Source organism: Pseudarthrobacter siccitolerans (assembly GCF_030823375.1).
Classification (GTDB): domain Bacteria; phylum Actinomycetota; class Actinomycetes; order Actinomycetales; family Micrococcaceae; genus Arthrobacter; species Arthrobacter siccitolerans_A.
In genome coordinates this window covers 279,328-296,672 of the sequence record NZ_JAUSXB010000001.1, presented here as the reverse complement: position 1 = coordinate 296,672, position 17,345 = coordinate 279,328, and the positions used below count along the sequence as shown (strand labels likewise).

The window sequence follows — 17,345 nt, the reverse complement described above, 5'->3', positions numbered from 1 at the left end:
AACAAGCAGGACTGCTTCAGGGAAGCGTCCGGCGGGCGGCATGCAGGGAGAGTGGGCGGCAACCTGTCAGGATACGGACGACGGCGCCTGCCAGCCGGAGCGTTCGGCCCACCGTTCCAGGGGTGCTGCGGCGGCCGTGAACCAGTCCTCCTTGGCATCGGCATAACCGGCCATGGATCCATCGGTGGAGTGGACGGCGGCCAGCCGGCGTTTCAAGGCCAGGTATTCCGCCGCGGCTGCGGGGTCGGCGCGGAGCCAGTCGCGGAAGCACAAGGCAAAGCGCCAGCCGGCGGAACCCGCGGCCCTGACGTGCAGGTTGACGTCCCGCGCCGGGTCGGCGTTGGCGTGGAAGCGTTTCTGCCAGTCTTCCCGGCCGTGATGTCCGGGATGGGGGGTATCGGAATGGATTCCGGGAACCACGGGGAACCCGGCGGCGGCCAGCGCGGGGGCGAGGGCGTCTGCAACATCAAGGTCAGGGACCGTGAGCTGCAGGTCGATGATGTCCTTGGCGTCGAGCCCGGGGACTGCGGTGGACCCGATGTGGTCCAGCCGCAGTGCGTCCCGATGCTCGGCAGGCAGTGCCTTGGCAATCCTGTTCATCAGCCGTTCTGCCTGCTGCGGCCACAGCGGGTCCGCGGGTACCAGCACGGGTCCGCGGTTCCTTTCGGCGCGCGTTCCTGCCGCAAGGTTCCGCGTGAAGGGCAGCAGCCGGTGATCCCAGAGCCGGTCCACCTGGTCCAGCAAGTCCTGCACAGTGCCGGAGTTGTCCAGGACTACGTCGGCCGCGGCCAGCCGGTCCTCCCGCATGGCCTGGGCAGCCATCCGGGAACGTGCGGCGTCCTCGGTCATGCCCCGGTGCTCCAACATCCGCTGGAGCCTGATGTCCTCCGGCGCGTCCACCACCACGACGAGGTGGAAGTCGCTGCCCTGCCCGGTTTCCACGAGGAGTGGAATGTCCTGCACTACTACAGCGTCATCGTGTGCTGCCGCCACCAGGGCGGCGGCGCGGGCACGTACCAGCGGGTGGACGATCCCGTTCAGGACCGCGAGGCGTTCAGGGTTTCCGAACACCAAAGCGCCCAGCTTCGGCCGGTCCAGGCGGCCGTCGCGGGCAAGCACCCCGTCCCCGAACTCCGCGGCGATCCGCTTCAGCCCCTCAGTTCCCGGTTCCACTACTTCCCGTGCCAGCGCATCAGCGTCCACCAGCACTGCTCCGCGCTCCTTCAACCGCGCGGCAACCACTGACTTTCCAGAGGCGATGCCGCCCGTTAGACCAATTTTCAGCACTCCACCACCCTAATCCCCACCGCTACCCTGACCTCGCTGCGCTCCACCCAGGGAACCCTCGCGGCGTAGGCCCATCCACCGCTGCCCTGACCTCGCTGCGCTCCACCCAGGGAACCCTCGCGGCGTGGGCCCATCCACCGCTGCCCTGAGCTCGCTGCGCTCCACCCAGGGAACCCTCGCGGCGTGGGCCCATCCACTGCTGCCCTGACCTCGCTGCGCTCCACCCAGGGAACCCTCGCGGCGTGGCCAACCCATCACAACTAGACTTGGGCGCGTGCAACAGCAAGAGAGCCGGACTGCCAGCTACACGACGCTGGCGCCCGGACCGGATTTCCGCCACGAGATCGAGATCAAGCGGTCCAGGTTCATCACAGTCCTGCGCCGGGCGGGCACCGAAGACGAGGCCCGGGACCTGGTAGCCGGCCTCCGCCGCGAATTCCATGACGCCCGGCACCACTGTTCAGCCTTCATCATCGGCCCGGACCGGGACATCCAGCGCTCCAGTGACGACGGCGAACCGTCAGGAACAGCGGGAATCCCCATGCTTGAAGCCCTCGCCAAAAGGGAAACAGCGCCCGGGGTGGCCGACCTCAGCGACGTCAGTGCCGTCGTCGTACGCTACTTCGGCGGGGTCCTGCTGGGAGCGGGCGGACTGGTCCGCGCGTACTCCGAGTCCGTATCCTCAGCGCTGGCCCTGGCGCCGATGGTGCGCCGGAGCCGGCTGCGCATCTGCGCCGCCGAAGTGCCGCACGCTGCTGCCGGCAGGCTGGAAAACGACCTCCGGGCCGCGGGCTTCGTCATGGCCGAAACAAGCTACGCCGCCCGGCATACGGTCCTCCGCGTGGCCGTACCGGACCAGGCTGCGGCTATCGCCGGCGCCGCGGAACGCCTGCAGGTGCTGACCGCAGGCAACGCGCACCTGGCGCCCGAAGGAACGGAATGGGTGGATGTCGCACCCTCCTGAGGTGTCCCTGGCGGACGTGGATGAAACCGTGCTGGATCAACTCCTCGAACTGGCAAAGCGTGACGCTTCCCCGGACGAGGTGGCTCCCCCGCTGGGCGGTCCAGGCTGGAACCTGGAGCGGACCGCCTGGTTCTTCGGCTATCACCGTGCTGCCTCTGATGGCCTGGACGGGGAAGCCGGTGAGAAAACCTGGGCAATCCGCGCCGATGGCATTCTCGCGGGGTCCATCCGGCTCAAGCGCGTCGATGCCGGCAACGGCCGGGAAGTGGCGGAGACGGGCCTCTGGCTGGGCAGGAGCTTCCGGTCCCGTGGCATCGGAAGCGCCGCGCTGCGCCTGGTCCTGGCCGAGGCGCGCGAAGCCGGTATGTTCCGGGTGACCGCCCGCACCCTTGCCGGAAACGTCGGTGCACAGCGGCTTCTTGCCTCCGCCGGCGCCGTGCTCACGCCCGACGACGACGGAACGGTACACGCCGTCGTCGACCTCGCAACGAACTAGCAGCTAAAGCACCGAAACGCGCCTTTTTTGAGGCTTGAACTGCCGTTCACCTGGGTGTTAAACACAACGGACCCCCTGCCGGGGGGCAGAGGGTCCGTTGCGGTGGCCCGGAAAGGGCCGGCGGCAATTAGTTGCCGGTCAGCTTCTCGCGCAGAGCAGCAAGAGCCTCGTCGGATGCAAGCGTGCCTGCACCGGCGTTGGACTCAGCAGCCGGCTCCGAGGAGTAGCTGGTGGTGCCGGAATCGCTGTCACCGGACGTTGCAGCTGCAGCGTCGTCGGCAGCGTGCTGGGCAACCTGCTTCTTGTGGGCTTCCCAACGGGTCTGGGCGTCAGCGTACTGCTGCTCCCAGGCGGCGCGCTGGTTCTCGTAGCCTTCAAGCCACTCGTTGGACTCGGGATCGAAGCCCTCGGGGTACTTGTAGTTGCCCTCTTCGTCGTACTCTGCGGCCATGCCGTACAGAGCCGGATCGAATTCGGTGCTGTCGGCGTCGACGCCCTCGTTGGCCTGCTTGAGGGACAGCGAGATGCGGCGGCGTTCGAGGTCGATGTCGATGACCTTGACGAACAGCTCGTCGCCAACGGAGACAACCTGCTCGGCCAGCTCCACGTGGCGGACTGCCAGCTCGGAGATGTGGACCAGGCCTTCGATGCCGTCTTCGACGCGGACAAACGCACCGAACGGAACGAGCTTGGTGACCTTACCCGGAACAACCTGGCCGAGGGCGTGGGTGCGGGCGAAGGTCTGCCACGGATCTTCCTGCGTAGCCTTGAGCGACAGGGAGACGCGCTCGCGGTCCAGGTCCACCTCGAGAACCTCGACGGTGACTTCCTGGCCAACTTCAACAACCTCGGACGGGTGGTCGATGTGCTTCCAGGACAGCTCGGAAACGTGAACCAGGCCGTCTACGCCGCCCAGGTCCACGAAGGCACCGAAGTTGACGATGGAGGAAACGACGCCGGGACGGACCTGGCCCTTTTCCAGCTTGTTGAGGAACGTGGAGCGGACCTCGGACTGGGTCTGCTCGAGCCATGCGCGGCGGGACAGGACCACGTTGTTGCGGTTCTTGTCCAGCTCGATGATCTTGGCTTCGATCTGCTGGCCGATGTACGGAGCCAGGTCGCGCACACGGCGCATCTCGACGAGGGATGCGGGCAGGAAGCCGCGCAGGCCGATGTCGAGGATAAGACCACCCTTGACGACCTCGATGACGGTACCGGTGACAACACCGTCTTCTTCCTTGACCTTCTCGATGTCGCCCCAGGCACGCTCGTACTGAGCGCGCTTCTTGGAGAGGATCAGGCGGCCTTCTTTGTCTTCCTTGGTGAGCACCAGGGCTTCGACCTGATCGCCAACGGAGACAACGTCTCCGGGATCAACGTCGTGCTTGATGGAAAGCTCGCGGGAGGGGATGACACCTTCGGTCTTGTAACCGATGTCGAGCAGAACTTCATCGCGGTCGACCTTGACGACGGTACCCTCGACGAGGTCTCCGTCGTTGAAGTACTTGATGGTCGCGTCGACTGCTGCGAGGAAGTCCTCAGCGGTACCGATGTCGTTAATCGCGACTACGGGGGTACCGGGCTTCTCGGTGGAGGTGATGGTCATGTAGTAGGGGCTCCGTTGTGGATAGTTAGTCGGTCAGGTGACCACCACTTCCGGGCACTGACCTGGAGGCGGAGCGCGGCGGATTGCCGGGTCATCCTGATTGCGTGGCGTTCAAATGCGAACCAAAGCTGCGCACACGTAACACACGCCCGTTTATTCTAGTCGCTGCGCCCAACATGGGTCAAAGCGGCCGTTCGGCGGCAGGGCCCATGGTCCGCCGGCCGCGTCACGGGCCCTGCCGTGCGTTAAACCGTTCCTCGTAAACCCGTTCCGCTTCCTCCAGCAGCCCGTTCGTGAGCCGGCCAAGCGGGTGAATGTCGGCCAGCAGCGGCTCGCAGTCCGGTCCCCGGCCCACGCACTTCCCGGTGAGGATCCAGGCGTGCCGGTCCTGTCTCCTGCCCAGATGCAGGTACTGGCAGATCTGCCGGGCCAGCCAGTCCCTCAACGGCCTCGTCCACCACTCTTCGGGTGTTAACGGGTTGACCGAGAGACCTGGCAGTGTCAGTCCGCTTTCGGTGTCGGTACTTCCGGAGCCCGCGTCTGCCTCATACCCCCGGGAGTAGCGGACATAAACGCGTTCCTCTCCCCGGACAATGTCTTCGAGTTCGCGCAGTGTGCCGATAACACCTTCATCCGCTTCATCGGGCATCGCTGCCTCCTCAAACGAAATGATCAAGCCATCGGGTAAACAACGGCCTGGATGAAGTGCGCGGTCGGCTTCACGACATATTCAGCGTACCCGGCTGCCCGGGAAGTGTCAGGGGCTCATGGAAACCCAAGGAAAGCAGCAGCGGCGGCGGTCAGAAGTGGGTGAGGCAGTGCGTCGATCTTTCGACGGCGAACAGGTGCCGGGCCTTCAGCGATGAGCCTAGAGTGTTCTCCCCGACCCGTCCCGCAGCCGTCAGGGTGACCGGACAAACGGCGCCCAGGTAGATCGAGGACAGGGCCGAAACGTCCAGGGACAAATCTGCCCTGGCACCTTCCGGGAGGCGTTCGACGACGGCCTGGCCGCCGTCGACATCAAGGGCGAAAGTTCCTGCAGTGAGGCCGAGGGGGTCGTGGACTTCGAGGACCAGCCGGCCGTCCGCCGGGTAGTGCCTGGCCTCCAGCGCCTTGGGGACGTCGAGAATGCGGAGCCACAGCATATCCCGGCTGTCCGAGGAAGCGATGCAGCGGGGGTCAGTGAGGGCCCATGCCAGTGGATCGTCAAGCGGCGCCTCAGCCCAGGAGACGCGCTCCACGAGATCGATGGCAGCGAGGAACTGCCACAGCTCCAGGTACGCGCTGTTTCCTGCCGCCACCAGGTCAACCACTTCCACCGTGTAGGGCTCCGTGTCCCATCCCAGGAACTTGTAGGAGACGTAACCGTCCACTGTTCCATCTTTTGAATAGTGGAGGGCCACCTTAATGGCCGCGTCCTCCTTGCCGTCCCGGCCAAGCGACCCCGATGCCAGCTGCCGGTACCACTCCTGCCGGCTGATCGAACCCGGCGTGAGCCGGTGCACGCGGTCAAAAACCTCAGGGGCCACCTGCAGCAGGACCTTCGGGTCTGCGATCTCGACACTGCCCGCAGGCTGGTGCCGGAGGCTGAACCGCGCCGTGGTGTCCACGGCGACCTTGCGCTCGAAGCTGGCCACACCGTACCCGAAACGGCCGTAAATGGTTCCTTCGGAGGCGGTGAGGGCCGCCATCGCGACGCCGTCCTCCCGGGCCAGGCGCAGGTCCTCGCTCATCAGCCGGCGCAGGAGGCCGCGCCGGCGGTGCGAAGTGCGGACTGTCACGGCCGTGACCAGCTGGCTTTCAAGGGTCCGGCCGAAACCGATATTGAGGCTCTTCCGGAAGGTGGCAAAGGTCGCCACCGGAACGTCGGCCGGCAACGAGGACGGTGCCACCTGTCCCGTCTGGTAGGCGCCGGTCAACATCCGGCCGTCAATTTCGTAGGTGGCCATGGACCTTGCCACGTGTTCCGGTGTCCGGGTGGACTCGTGGAACCCGAAGGCCACGGCCCGGGCCCAGGCGGCCGCTTCCGCATAGCCGTCCTTGCCTTCGGACACCGCAGGGAATCGCCGGATCTCATAGTTACCGCTCAGTTCAGCCACCCGTCCGAGCCTAGCCAATAAGTCCCCCGTCCAGTACCCGGCGCCTTCCAGTGCCCGCGAAAGCCTAGTGCCCGGCGTCGTACCAGCTGGGGCCGACGCCGATCTGGACCTCCAGCGGAACGCTGAGGTCCGCGGCGGCGCCCATCTGGTCGGTGACCAGCTTCTCCACCGCTGCGCGCTCCCCTGCGGCGACTTCCAGCACCAGTTCGTCATGGACCTGCAGCAGCATCCGGGACTTGAGGCCCTGGGACTGGAGCTCGGCGTGGACGCCGAGCATGGCCCGTTTGATGATGTCCGCAGCCGAGCCCTGGATGGGGCTGTTAAGCGCGATCCGTTCGGCGTTTTCCCGGAGCTGCCGGTCCGTGCTGGTCAGGTCGGGCAGGTACCGCCGGCGTCCCTCGATGGTTGCCGTGTAGCCATCCACGCGGGCCTGGTCCACCACGCCGCGCAGGTAGTCGCGGACCGCGCCGAACCGGTCGAAGTAGTCCTTCATGAGGCTGCGTGCCTCGTCCACCGAGATCTCCAGCTGCTTGGACAGGCCGAAGGAGGTCAGCCCGTAGGCGAGGCCGTAGGACATGGCCTTCACCTTGGAGCGCATGGCGCTGGTGACTTCCCCGGTGGGGACGTGGAAGATGTTCGAGCCCACGAACCGGTGCAGGTCCTCCCCGTCCTTGTACGCCTGGATCAGGCCGGCATCACCGGAGAGGTGGGCCATGATGCGCATTTCGATCTGCGAATAATCCGCGGAGAGCAGGCATTCGTACCCGTCGCTGACCACGAAGATCCCGCGGACCCGGCGGCCCTCCTCGCTGCGGATGGGGATGTTCTGGAGGTTGGGGTTGTTGGACGAGATCCGCCCCGTCGCCGCAACGTTCTGGGCGTACGTGGTGTGGATCCGGCCGTCCTCCGCCACCGACTTCTTCAGCGACTCCAGCATTTGGCGCAGCTTGGATGCTTCACGGTGGGCCATGAGCTGGACCAGGAACTCGTGACCCGTTTTGTCCAGGAGGTTTTTCAAGGAGGCGGCATCGGTGGTGTAGCCGGACTTGATCTTTTTGGTCTTGGGCAGCTGGAGTTCCTCGAACAGCACGGTCTGCAGCTGTTTGGGTGAACCGAGGTTGACCTCGTGGCCAATCGCCGCAAACGCCTGCTCCTGGGCATTGTCAATGACCCTGGAAAGGTCAGCGAGCTGCTCGTCCATCCTGGCCATGTCGATGCCGATGCCGGCAAGCTCCATGTCAGCCAGCACACGGCTGACCGGAAGTTCGAGCGTGGAGAGCAGTTCCTCGGCGCTGCGCTCCTTCAGTTCCGCTGCAAAGAAGCGGCTCAGTTCAAGCACGACGGCGGCGGCCTGCACCAGCGCCCCCGCGGCGGCTTCGTCGTCGCCGTCGAAGGACAGTTCCAGCTGGCCGGCCTTGGCAGTGGCGGCGGGGATGCCCACGTTGAGGTGGTGCTGGGCGAGTTCGGCGAGCTCGTACGTGCGCCGGTCCGGCTCGATAAGGTAGCCGGAGATGGAGGTGTCATCCACCACGCCTTCGAGCTCCAGTCCCCGGGAGGACAGGGCCTTCAGCGCGGCCTTAAACCCGTGCATCACCTTGGGCGATTCGGGGTCGCGGAGCCAGCCGGCCAGGACGTTTTCCGCCTCGGCGTCCTGGCTGCTGAGATCGATGTAGGCGGCGGCGCCGTCCCGGACGATGGCCAGGCCGGCGGCGTCCTCGCCGATCCGCCCGGGAACCAGGTCCACGGCGAGGGCGGACCGCTGGCCGGCACCTGCCGCCAGGAATGCGGCGAGCTCCGCGGCCCCCGCGGGTGTGGTGAAGTCGGGGGTCTCGATGCTCGCCCGCTCGGGCGCGGGGGTGTCGTCGTCGCCATAGAGGGCAAAGAGCCGGCCCCTGATGGCCTTGAATTCGAGCTGGTCGAAGAGATCCTCAAGGGCGGCCTGGTCAGGGCGGGGCTGGTACAGGTCATCCAGGGTTACCGGAAGTTCAAGGTCCGGGAGGAGCCTGTTCAACCGGCGGTTGCGCTTCACGGACTCGACATTCTCGCGCAGCGCGTCTCCCACCTTTCCGCCGATGGAATCCAGGTTTTCCAGGACGCCTTCAAGCCCGCCGTAAAGGTTGATCCATTTGGCGGCAGTCTTGGGACCCACGCCGGGCACGCCCGGCAGGTTGTCGGCCGTCTCCCCCACCAGTGCGGCGAGGTCCGAATACCGGTCCGGGCTGACGAAGTACTTCGCCTCAATGGCCGCGGCGTCCATCCTGGGGATGTCGCTGACGCCCTTCTTGGGGTAGAGCACAAAAACGTGGTCCGTGATCAGCTGGAACGCGTCCCGGTCACCGGAAACCAGCAGAACTTCGAAGCCGGCCTTTTCGCCCATGGCGGCAAGGGTGGCAAGAATGTCGTCAGCCTCGTAGCCGGGCATTGCGATGGTCTTGATGCCCCAGGCCTGCATCACCTGCGCGATGAGATCGATCTGGTTGTTCATCTCGCGGGGGGTCTCGTTGCGGCCGCCCTTGTATTCACTGTATTCGGCCTTGCGGTGGGTGGTCTCATCCGAGACGTCAAAGGCGACGGCGATGTGCGTGGGCTGCTGTTCCTTGATGAGGTTGATCAGCATGGAGGTGAAGCCGTGGATGGCGTTGGTGTGCTGCCCGTTCGCCGTGGAGAACTTGTCCGCGGGCAGTGCAAAAAAGGCGCGGAAGGCCATCGAATGTCCATCCAGGACCAGCAGCCGCGGCTGGCCGGTGATGGGAACCACGGGTGCGGCCGTTGCTGAAACCGATCCGCCGGCCGGGGTTTGTGCCTCGTCCTGAACTGCAGGGTCTTGAAGGGCAGAGGAGCCCCCCGGGGAAGCGTCCTCCTGCAGGACGTCGGACGGGAAAGGGGCCGGTTTGGTTGTTTCACTCACAGATGCCAGCCTAGTTGCCATGATGGACAATTTCACGCCCGGCCCCTTCGCCGGGGAGCTCACTGCCGCAGGAGTCCCGGAGCACCTGCACGGCTGGCTTGGCCAATTCGGGATTGGCGCCCTGGTGGTGAAAATGGGCATCCGTTTCCTGGAGATGAGCCCTGAGCGGACGGTGGCCACCATGCCCGTGGAGGGGAACACCCAGGTGGCCGGCATCCTTCACGGCGGCGCCCACGTGGTGCTGGCGGAAACGCTTGGCTCATTTTCGGCCGGCATGCACGCAGGGCCCGGCCGCCATGCAGTAGGCATCGAGGTCAGCGCCACCCACCACCGTTCCATCTCAGGCGGCACCGTGACCGGAACCTGTACGGCCATCCACCTTGGCCGGACTCTGGCAACGCACGAAATCGTGATGACGGATGAGCAGGGCCGCCGGCTGTCCACCGCCCGCATCACCAACATGATCCGGGACAACGCGGCGCCTTCGAAGGGCTGAAAGCGCGGAACGGACACCGTCCGACGCCCCATCACCTTCCGCATGAAATTTTCGAACGCGCCATCACCTCCCGCAGCTCCAACGCGGGAGGTGATGGGGCGTCTTCCCAAAACGCACGGGAGGTGATGGGGCGTCTTCCCAAAACGCACGGGATGTGATGGGGCGTCTCAACCGCGGGGTTCGACGGGCTCAGCTGCCGCTGCCCTTCAGCAGGTACCGCAGCTCAACAATGCCCCTGCCCATGGCACGCGAAGCAGTCAGCTCAAGTGGCGGCGTCGGGCCTGCCAACGGCAAGAGCTGCTTGCCGCTTCCCAGGACCACGGGGATGACGGAGAGGATGAGTTCGTCCAGCAGGCCGGCGTCGGCGAACTGGGCAGCAAGGTCTCCGCCGCCCACCACCCAGACGTTCTTGCCGCGCGCGTCGGCTTTGAAGTCCGCGATGAACTCGCTGATGTTCCCACGGACAAACGTAATGTCCGCCCCGTCAGGCGCCACGTACTCGTGCCGGGTGAAGACGTAGCTGGGCGTGCCAGGGTAGGGCCAGTTTCCGGGCTGGTGCTCCATAAGCCAGGTGTAGGTGCCGCCGCCCATCACAATGCAGCCCACGCCAGCCATAAAAGCCTCGTAGCTTTCCATGCCGCCCTCGAAACCGTCGAACTGCAGGAGCCAGTCAAGGTCGTCCGTGGGGGTGGCGATAAAACCGTCGAGGGATGCGGCGACAAAGTACTGGATCCGTGACATGGCTCAAGCCTAGCCATGTGCCGCGGCCTGGCCAACGCCCCCCAAGCTGTCGCTTTGGGTGCTGGCGGAGTCTAGCGGGAGAAGTACGGAATGATCAGGTAGAGCCCGAAGAGGACGGCCAGCCCGCACAGGCCAAAGCAGGCATAGGCCAGTGAACGTTTCAGGCCCGGCGAGGTCTGCTGCGCATCACCGGCGATGGCAGTCAGCCTGACGCCAAGCGAGTAGAGGACCACCACGGTCACTGCGGCCGCCAGGGTGGCTCCGGCCACGGTCAGCAGTTCCAACCACTTCATCGCTGGGCATCCTTCGTCTCGACGGGTTCGGCTTCTACCGGGGCCTTCTTATCGGCTTGCGCTTCAGCCGGGGCTTTCGTTTCGGCTTTCGCTTTCGCGTCAGCGGGCGCTTCTGCCTTGGCTTTCGCTTTGGCTTCGGCCTTGGCCTTCGCCTTGGCTTCTGCACGGGCCCGTGCCATCGCCTTCTTCTTGGCGAAGCGGACGGCCTGGCCCACTTCCTCGACCTCGACGGCGTTGTGGTGGCCCACGGCGGACTTGCGTGAGTAGAAGAACATGAATAGGACGGCACCGGTACCAGCGATGGCGGCGATCAGGACGCCCACTATCCCGGTCTTGACCAGCAGCGCGGTGAGCGCACCCACGACCCCTGCAGCGGGAAGGGTGAAGAGCCACCCGAGGGCGATCTTGCCCACCATGCCCCAGCGCACCGTGGTTCCCTTGCGGCCCATACCTGAACCGATCACGGAGCCGGACGCAACCTGCGTGGTGGAGAGCGCGAAGCCAAGGTGCGACGATGCCAGGATGGCGGAGGCGGTGCTGGTTTCAGCAGCGAAGCCCTGCGCGGGCTTCACTTCGGTAAGGCCCGAACCCATGGTCCGAATGATGCGCCAACCGCCGGCGTAGGTGCCGATGGCGATCGCGAGGGCGCAGGCTCCGATTACCCAGAACTGGGGGCCGGAGCCGGGCGCCTGCGTACCGGCTGCAATCAGCACCAGCGTGATGATGCCCATCGTCTTCTGGGCGTCATTGGTGCCGTGCGCCAGCGCCACCAGGCTTGAGGTGAAGATCTGGCCGGTCCGGAAGCCGCCGCGCTTCTGCGTCAGTTTGCTGCCGGTTTCCGGGTCGTGGCGCGAAGTCAGTGCATAGGCGAGGCGGGTGCAGAGGTAGGCAGCGGCCCCGGCGATGACCGGCGCAAAGATCGCCGGCAGGATGACCTTCTGGAGCAGGGTCTCAAGATTGATCGAGTTGAACCCGATGCCCGCTATGGCCGCGCCGATCAGGCCGCCGAACAGTGCATGCGAGGAACTCGACGGAAGGCCTTTCAACCAGGTGATCATGTTCCACAGGACGGCCCCCATGAGGCCCGCGAAAATAATGTCCGGTGTGATCTGCACGCCGCCAGAGCCTTCACGGATGATGCCGCCGGAGACCGTTTTCGCCACTTCCGTGGACAGGAAGGCGCCCACCAGGTTCAGGATGGCTGCCAGGGCCACAGCTGTCTTCGGTTTGATCGCACCCGTGGCGATGGGCGTGGCCATCGCGTTCGCGGTGTCGTGGAAACCGTTAGTGAAGTCGAAAAATAGTGCCAGTGCTATAACCAGCGCCACCATGAAGGTGATATCCACCTGTTGCCCAATCTGCAGAGTCGACGTTCAGCAGTTTCTTTCCCCGGCTGCCTTGCACAGCATAATTCACCAGCTGTTCGCTTGGAATGACCTGCGGCGCGCTAAACAGCCGGCGTGAAACCTTATCGATCGTACGCGTCCGCGGCAGGAGGTCAAAACACCGGCTGCCCGAGAAAGGAGCTGACTGCTTCAAGCTCCGACGGCGAGATCCCCCGCCTGGGGTCCGGTGAAACCGCCAGCAGCCGGTGGCCCATGACCCGGGCCCAGGCCTGGGCTTCGGCCTCGTACGCGAGCTGGTCATCCACCCAGGCGACGGCGTCGGGCGCGGTTCGCTCCACATCGTCCTGGATGGCGTGGAGCTTCCACCAACCGGCGCCGCTTCCGGCCCCTTCCGCCGTCAGGTGCGGCCAGCGGCCGCCCTCCAGCCCGATCGCCGGGCAGAGGTACTGCGGCGCCAGTTCCTCCCAGCTGGTGAGCCAGACGCACCGCAGTTCCGAGGCCGCCGCCAGGCTGTTGAGTCCCCTAACAAGTTCGGGCGCGTACGCCACGCGCAACAGGCCGGCAGCAGCGCGCCGCCACGCGGTTCCCCAGCCGTTGCGCCCTTCCGGACCAAAGGGACAGACGACGCCGTCAACGTCGAGATAGAGCGTACGGCGGGCCACGGTTCCTCCCCGGATATCAGCCGTGCCGGGAATCCAAGGGCTGCACGCCGGGGTCGAGCATGGGGGCGATTTTGCCCTCGAGTGCTGCTGTCATGTCCGCCGCTGATGCCGGCCGCAGCCCGTCGGCTTCCCGCTTGGCACGCAGGAAGGCCACGGTGAGGGGTTCGCGGACATCTGTCATGAGCGGGAAGTCGATCAGTTTGCCGACGTCGAGCTCGTACTCCAGCCAGCGTTTGTTGGTGGCGTCGTGGGCGGCCAGCAGAGTCTCGACGTCGGCCGTTGAGGCGTTCTCCGCCACATTCGCCTGGTTTCGGAGCTTGTACAGCTCCACCTTCCGCTGGTGCCTCCGGTCGCCGGCCTTGCGCCATGAATTTGCCCAGTGGCCTGCCAGCGCGCTCATCGGGAAAACAAGCCACCATTTGTCGGCGAGGAAATCAAAGAGGGACTCCACGCGTACATCGTCGCACTGGGTGGCGTCCCTCCTCAAGGAAACACGGGCGGGCCCCGCCCGGCTGCCGGATTACGGAGTTGGGGCCGCCTGCTGATTGTTGACGTTAATGAGCCAGGCCACCCCGTAACGGTCAGTGCACATCCCGAAGATGTCGCCCCAGGGAGCCTGTTCCATCGGCACTGTCACGGTGCCGCCTCCGCCACTGAGTTTGTCGTAGTAGCCGCGCAGTTCCGCCTCGTCATCGCCACTGAGGGAGACGGAGATGGACGAGCCTGCGCTGAACTCCATGCTGTTCGGAGTGTCCGCACCCATCAGCACCAGGCCCTGCGTGGTGGTCAGCATGCCATGCATGATCTTTTCGGCTTCCGCCGGGTCCTCGCTGGCCTGGAACTCGCCAAAAGTGCTGAGCGTGAGCTCACCGCCGAACACCGACTGGTAGAAGTTCATGGCTTCCCGGGCATCGTCACGGAAGCTCAGGTAGGGGTTGAGGGTGGTGGGCATGGCTGGATCTCCTTGAGTTTGTACTGGAAGGAATGGAACCAGACAACATCCTGCCCCAAGGGCAGCCCTCTGGGTAGGGGGCATGGCCTCCGGTTTCCCCCGATTCAGGGAACGAAGCGGTACCCGATTCCGGGTTCAGTCAGCAGGTGGCGGGGGTTGCCGGGGTCGGCTTCCAGTTTCCTGCGGAGCTGCGCCATGTAAACGCGCAGGTAGTTGGCTTCCTTCTGGTAGGCGGGCCCCCAGGCATGCGCCAGCAACTGTTGCTGGGTGATGAGGCTTTTCGGATTCCGCACGAGGATTTCGAGGATGTTCCACTCCGTGGGCGTAAGCCGGACCGCGTTTCCGTCGCGGAGCACCTGCCGGTGCACAAGGTCTACTGTGAAGCCGGACGATGCCACCACAGGGGCAGATTCGGGTCCGGGGACGCGCCGGAGCAGCGCCCGGAGCCGGGCCAGGAGTTCGTCCAGTCCGAAAGGCTTGGTGATGTAGTCGTCGGCGCCGGCATCGAGTGCCCCCACCTTGTCCGATGATCCGTGGCGCGCGGACAGGACCAGCACCGGGACCGAGCTCCACCGGCGAAGATCACCGAGGACGTCTGCGCCGTCCATGTCCGGCAGTCCGAGGTCCAGGACCACCACGTCCGGCACGTTGCGGCCGGCGGCGAGCAGGGCGGATGCCCCGTCCGCCGCGGTTTCCACGCCGTAGCCATGCGCCGCCAGTGTGATGCGCAGTGCCTTCAGCAGGTGGGGGTCGTCATCCACCACGAGGATTTTGGCACCACTGTGCGGCTCGGTTTCGTCAGCCTTGGGGTCGTGCCGTCCGGTCACGTCAACACCGACCCGGTGCCCTGGATGGTCTCCGCGCCGGGGGCAATGCTCCCGGCAATACCGGGGCTGCCGGTGGAGAGCGGCAGGCGGATGATCATTGTCAGTCCTCCCCCTGGAGTCGCCTCGGCCGTGAGGGTTCCCCGCATCGCCTGGACGAAACCCTGGGCGACGGCGAGTCCGAGGCCCAGCCCGCTGGCATGGGGCAGGTCGTCCGCCCGCTGGAATGGCCTGAACATGTCCAGCACCTTCCGCTCGGGGACGCCGGGGCCATGGTCGGCGATGCGGAGCTCACCGCACGGGTGTCCTCCGGCCGTCACGCCGGCGAGCCCGTCCGCCGGCGTGGTTATTGCCACTCCTGAACCCGGCGCATGTTTGAGCGCGTTCTCAAGGATGTTCGCGATGACCCGTTCCAACAGCCCGCGGTCAGCCTCTACGGGCGGCAGGTTGGCCGGCAGCGCTACCGTTATGGCACCCTCCGGAAGTCCGCGCAGTGCCCCATCAATGACCTCACCCAACCGGACCGGCCCCAGCAGCGGTTCCACAGACCGGGCAGTAATCCGCGACATGTCCAGCAGGTTCCCCACCAGCAAATCGAGCCGGTCAGTGCAGGCATCGATGGTTTCGAGCAACTCCCGCTGTTCAGCCGGAGTGTAGGCAACGCCATTTTGCAGGAGCCCGCCGGCCGCCAGTTTGATCCCGGCCAGTGGCGTACGCAGGTCGTGGGACACGGCCTGCAGGATGGCGGTGCGCATGGTGTTCCCTTCGGCGAGCCGCAGGATTTCGTGCCGGCTGGCCTCCAGCTGCCGGCGTTCCAGCTGTGCCTTGACGTGCACCGCGAAGGCGCCCAGCAGCCTCCGACCTGACGGCGGGACCTCCCGGCCGAACAGGACCAGCCAGGTCACGGGATCCACCTGGACGGCGGTGGTCCCCGGAACGCCGCCGAGGTCCTGCGTTCCATCCTGCCAGCCGGATATATCACCGGCGCCTGCCAGCAGGAGCGGCTGGTGCCCTGAATCCGGGTGCCCCGAATCCTGCTCGCCCGCCGCTGGAAGGTTGCTGACGACGGCGGCCCCGGAGGCGCCGAAGGCATCCAGGGCTTCCGCGAGCAGCCCGTGCAGGGTGTCCTCCGACCGGGAGGCACCCAGGGCAAGATCACCCAGGGTGGCGGCTTCGGCCTGTGCCCGGGAGGCCTCCTTGGAACGCCGTGCAGACCCGTCCACCACCCCGGCCACCGCCACCGAGACGCCGACAAAAACGGCCAGCGACAGGAGGTCCTGGGGGTCGTGGATGGCGAGGTCGCCAAGGGGCGGAGTGGAAAAATAGTTCACCAGCAGGCTGCTCCACAGCGCACCGGCAACGGCCGGCCACAGTCCGCCTGCCAGGGATACTGCGACTGCGCCCGTGAGCTGGATCAGCACCGCGGTAGCCACACTGTGCTCGAACATGGCCAGGAGGAGCTGCAACAAGGGCGGAAGGACCGCGGCGAGGGCAAACCCGAACCCGGTCCGCACCCTGCCCAGTTCGGTGCGCCTCCCCCGGCCGCCGGAATGCCTGACAAGGGGCACCACCTGGACATCAATGTCCGCTGCTTCCCGCACCACCCTGGCGTCCACGCCCAGGCGGAAGGGGGCCGTGATCCGGTGGCGGCGCGACTGTCCCACGATGACGTGGGAGGCCCGTGCCGAGCGGGCGAACTCCACCAGGGCGCGGGCGACATCAGACGCCGACACGGTGTGATAGCTGCCGCCCAGGTCCTCAACCAGCCCGCGCTGGGCTTGGAGTGCCTGCGGGGACTCTGCCCGGGTGCCTGCCGGGGTTCGTACGTGGACGGCGAGCAGCTCGCCGCCGTCGCCCCGGTGGAGAAGCCTCGCGGCACGGCGCACCAGGAGTTCCCCGTCGTCGTCGCCCTGGAGGCCAACGACGATCCGTTCCATACCCATGAGCCACATTCTCCCACCCTGGTGCTGGCGGCGGTGACGCTGCCGGGCGGCTGCTCCGGCAAGGAAGTGGTGCGGCGGGCCCGGCAGGGAACGTAGGCTCGGGTGCATGGCCAGATACTTTGATGTTCATCCCCAGGATCCGCAGCCCCGGGCCATTGCCCAGGCAGTGCGCATAGTGCTCGACGGCGGACTGATCGCCTACCCGACTGACTCCTGCTACGCGCTGGGGGCCCAGTTGGGCAACAAGGACGCCCTGGACCGGATCAGGAACATCCGCAGACTTGACGATAAACACCATTTCACACTGGTCTGCAAGGACTTCGCACAGCTGGGGCAGTTCGTGAACATTGGCAATGATGTTTTCCGCAGCATCAAGTCCGTGACGCCCGGAAGCTACACCTTTATCCTCCCGGCCACCAAGGAGGTCCCGCGGCGCCTGCTGCACCCCAAGAAAAAGACCGTGGGCGTCAGGATCCCGGACAACAGGGTGGTCCAGGCCCTGCTGGCAGAGCTCGGTGAGCCGCTGCTTTCAAGCACGCTGCTGTTGCCGGACGAGGAGGACCCGCTGACCCAGGGCTGGGAGATCAAGGAGCGGCTGGACCACCAGGTGGACGCGGTGATCGACGCCGGCGACTGCGGAGCGGAGCCCACCACGGTGGTGGATTTCTCCAGTGGCGTGGCCGAGGTTGCCCGCCGAGGAACCGGGGACCCGTCCCGCTTCGAATAGC

At 65.9% G+C, this 17,345-nt stretch carries 17 protein-coding genes; 4 read left to right on the top strand and 13 right to left on the bottom strand.

The window, feature by feature from the left end; all coding sequences use genetic code 11:
• Nucleotides 1-66: 66 nt before the first annotated feature.
• On the bottom strand, nt 67-1,287 hold the full coding sequence (gene coaE / locus QFZ36_RS01325; protein ID WP_306633297.1) for a dephospho-CoA kinase: 1,221 nt from the start codon (nt 1,285-1,287) through the stop codon (nt 67-69).
• Between the two features lie 274 nt (nt 1,288-1,561).
• Between coaE and QFZ36_RS01320 the strand changes: the two genes are divergently transcribed.
• Complete coding sequence (locus QFZ36_RS01320) at nt 1,562-2,251, top strand: IMPACT family protein (protein WP_306633295.1); 690 nt, start codon at nt 1,562-1,564, stop codon at nt 2,249-2,251.
• Nucleotides 2,235-2,747 (top strand): GNAT family N-acetyltransferase, encoded by a 513-nt coding sequence (locus QFZ36_RS01315; protein WP_306633292.1) that lies wholly within the window; start codon nt 2,235-2,237, stop codon nt 2,745-2,747. Before QFZ36_RS01320 ends, QFZ36_RS01315 begins: the two co-directional genes overlap by 17 nt.
• A 127-nt stretch (nt 2,748-2,874) precedes the next feature.
• Here QFZ36_RS01315 and rpsA read toward each other — a convergent pair whose 3' ends face one another.
• From rpsA to polA, 4 genes are all read right to left on the bottom strand, one after another.
• Entirely contained in the window at nt 2,875-4,353 is a 1,479-nt protein-coding gene (gene rpsA, locus QFZ36_RS01310) for a 30S ribosomal protein S1 (protein WP_013600871.1), read from the bottom strand.
• 226 nt (nt 4,354-4,579) lie between these two features.
• Nucleotides 4,580-5,002 (bottom strand): DUF6098 family protein, encoded by a 423-nt coding sequence (locus QFZ36_RS01305; RefSeq protein ID WP_306633289.1) that lies wholly within the window; start codon nt 5,000-5,002, stop codon nt 4,580-4,582.
• Between the two features lie 151 nt (nt 5,003-5,153).
• Nucleotides 5,154-6,443 (bottom strand): GNAT family N-acetyltransferase, encoded by a 1,290-nt coding sequence (locus QFZ36_RS01300; RefSeq protein WP_373427063.1) that lies wholly within the window; start codon nt 6,441-6,443, stop codon nt 5,154-5,156.
• A gap of 73 nt (nt 6,444-6,516) precedes the next feature.
• Nucleotides 6,517-9,360, bottom strand: a complete 2,844-nt coding sequence (gene polA / locus QFZ36_RS01295) for a DNA polymerase I (RefSeq protein ID WP_306633285.1) — start codon at nt 9,358-9,360, stop codon at nt 6,517-6,519.
• Between the two features lie 19 nt (nt 9,361-9,379).
• Here polA and QFZ36_RS01290 point away from each other — a divergent pair, with 19 nt between their 5' ends.
• Nucleotides 9,380-9,856: a hotdog fold thioesterase gene (locus QFZ36_RS01290; RefSeq protein ID WP_306633284.1), complete on the top strand. Its 477-nt coding sequence runs from the start codon at nt 9,380-9,382 to the stop codon at nt 9,854-9,856.
• A 189-nt stretch (nt 9,857-10,045) separates the two neighbouring features.
• On the opposite strand, the gene QFZ36_RS01285 is transcribed toward QFZ36_RS01290, so the two are convergent.
• From QFZ36_RS01285 to QFZ36_RS01250, 8 genes are all read right to left on the bottom strand, one after another.
• A complete protein-coding gene (locus QFZ36_RS01285; RefSeq protein WP_306633283.1) occupies nt 10,046-10,597 on the bottom strand; it encodes a dihydrofolate reductase family protein in 552 nt (183 codons plus the stop codon).
• 71 nt (nt 10,598-10,668) lie between these two features.
• Entirely contained in the window at nt 10,669-10,890 is a 222-nt protein-coding gene (locus tag QFZ36_RS01280) for a hypothetical protein (protein WP_306633280.1), read from the bottom strand.
• On the bottom strand, nt 10,887-12,236 hold the full coding sequence (locus tag QFZ36_RS01275) for an inorganic phosphate transporter (protein ID WP_306633278.1): 1,350 nt from the start codon (nt 12,234-12,236) through the stop codon (nt 10,887-10,889). The genes QFZ36_RS01280 and QFZ36_RS01275 overlap by 4 nt, the downstream gene beginning before the upstream one ends.
• Nucleotides 12,237-12,388: 152 nt before the next feature.
• Nucleotides 12,389-12,898 carry an HAD domain-containing protein gene (locus tag QFZ36_RS01270; protein WP_306633277.1) on the bottom strand — a complete coding sequence of 170 codons (510 nt, stop codon included), beginning with the start codon at nt 12,896-12,898 and terminating at the stop codon, nt 12,389-12,391.
• Nucleotides 12,899-12,914: 16 nt separating this feature from the next.
• Complete coding sequence (locus QFZ36_RS01265; protein WP_306633275.1) at nt 12,915-13,349, bottom strand: hypothetical protein; 435 nt, start codon at nt 13,347-13,349, stop codon at nt 12,915-12,917.
• A gap of 69 nt (nt 13,350-13,418) precedes the next feature.
• The gene (locus QFZ36_RS01260; RefSeq protein ID WP_306633273.1) at nt 13,419-13,850 is read right to left on the bottom strand and encodes a VOC family protein; all 432 of its coding nucleotides are present in this window, start codon (nt 13,848-13,850) and stop codon (nt 13,419-13,421) included.
• Between the two features lie 104 nt (nt 13,851-13,954).
• Nucleotides 13,955-14,677, bottom strand: coding sequence for a response regulator (locus QFZ36_RS01255; RefSeq protein WP_306633270.1), 723 nt, complete (start codon nt 14,675-14,677; stop codon nt 13,955-13,957).
• Nucleotides 14,674-16,617 (bottom strand): DUF4118 domain-containing protein, encoded by a 1,944-nt coding sequence (locus QFZ36_RS01250; protein ID WP_306633268.1) that lies wholly within the window; start codon nt 16,615-16,617, stop codon nt 14,674-14,676. Before QFZ36_RS01250 ends, QFZ36_RS01255 begins: the two co-directional genes overlap by 4 nt.
• Nucleotides 16,618-16,723: 106 nt before the next feature.
• Between QFZ36_RS01250 and QFZ36_RS01245 the strand changes: the two genes are divergently transcribed.
• On the top strand, nt 16,724-17,344 hold the full coding sequence (locus QFZ36_RS01245) for an L-threonylcarbamoyladenylate synthase (protein WP_306633266.1): 621 nt from the start codon (nt 16,724-16,726) through the stop codon (nt 17,342-17,344).
• The last annotated feature ends 1 nt before the right edge of the window (nt 17,345 follow it).

Excerpts from the sequence above, each read along its gene's own strand:
- QFZ36_RS01315 (WP_306633292.1), top strand. The coding sequence starts at position 2,235 with ATGTCGCACCCTCCTGAGGTGTCCCTGGCGGACGTGGATGAAACCGTG.
- rpsA (WP_013600871.1), bottom strand. The coding sequence starts at position 4,353 with ATGACCATCACCTCCACCGAGAAGCCCGGTACCCCCGTAGTCGCGATT.
- QFZ36_RS01305 (WP_306633289.1), bottom strand. The coding sequence starts at position 5,002 with ATGCCCGATGAAGCGGATGAAGGTGTTATCGGCACACTGCGCGAACTC.
- QFZ36_RS01290 (WP_306633284.1), top strand. The coding sequence starts at position 9,380 with ATGATGGACAATTTCACGCCCGGCCCCTTCGCCGGGGAGCTCACTGCC.
- QFZ36_RS01285 (WP_306633283.1), bottom strand. The coding sequence starts at position 10,597 with ATGTCACGGATCCAGTACTTTGTCGCCGCATCCCTCGACGGTTTTATC.
- QFZ36_RS01280 (WP_306633280.1), bottom strand. The coding sequence starts at position 10,890 with ATGAAGTGGTTGGAACTGCTGACCGTGGCCGGAGCCACCCTGGCGGCC.
- QFZ36_RS01260 (WP_306633273.1), bottom strand. The coding sequence starts at position 13,850 with ATGCCCACCACCCTCAACCCCTACCTGAGCTTCCGTGACGATGCCCGG.
- QFZ36_RS01250 (WP_306633268.1), bottom strand. The coding sequence starts at position 16,617 with ATGGGTATGGAACGGATCGTCGTTGGCCTCCAGGGCGACGACGACGGG.
- QFZ36_RS01245 (WP_306633266.1), top strand. The coding sequence starts at position 16,724 with ATGGCCAGATACTTTGATGTTCATCCCCAGGATCCGCAGCCCCGGGCC.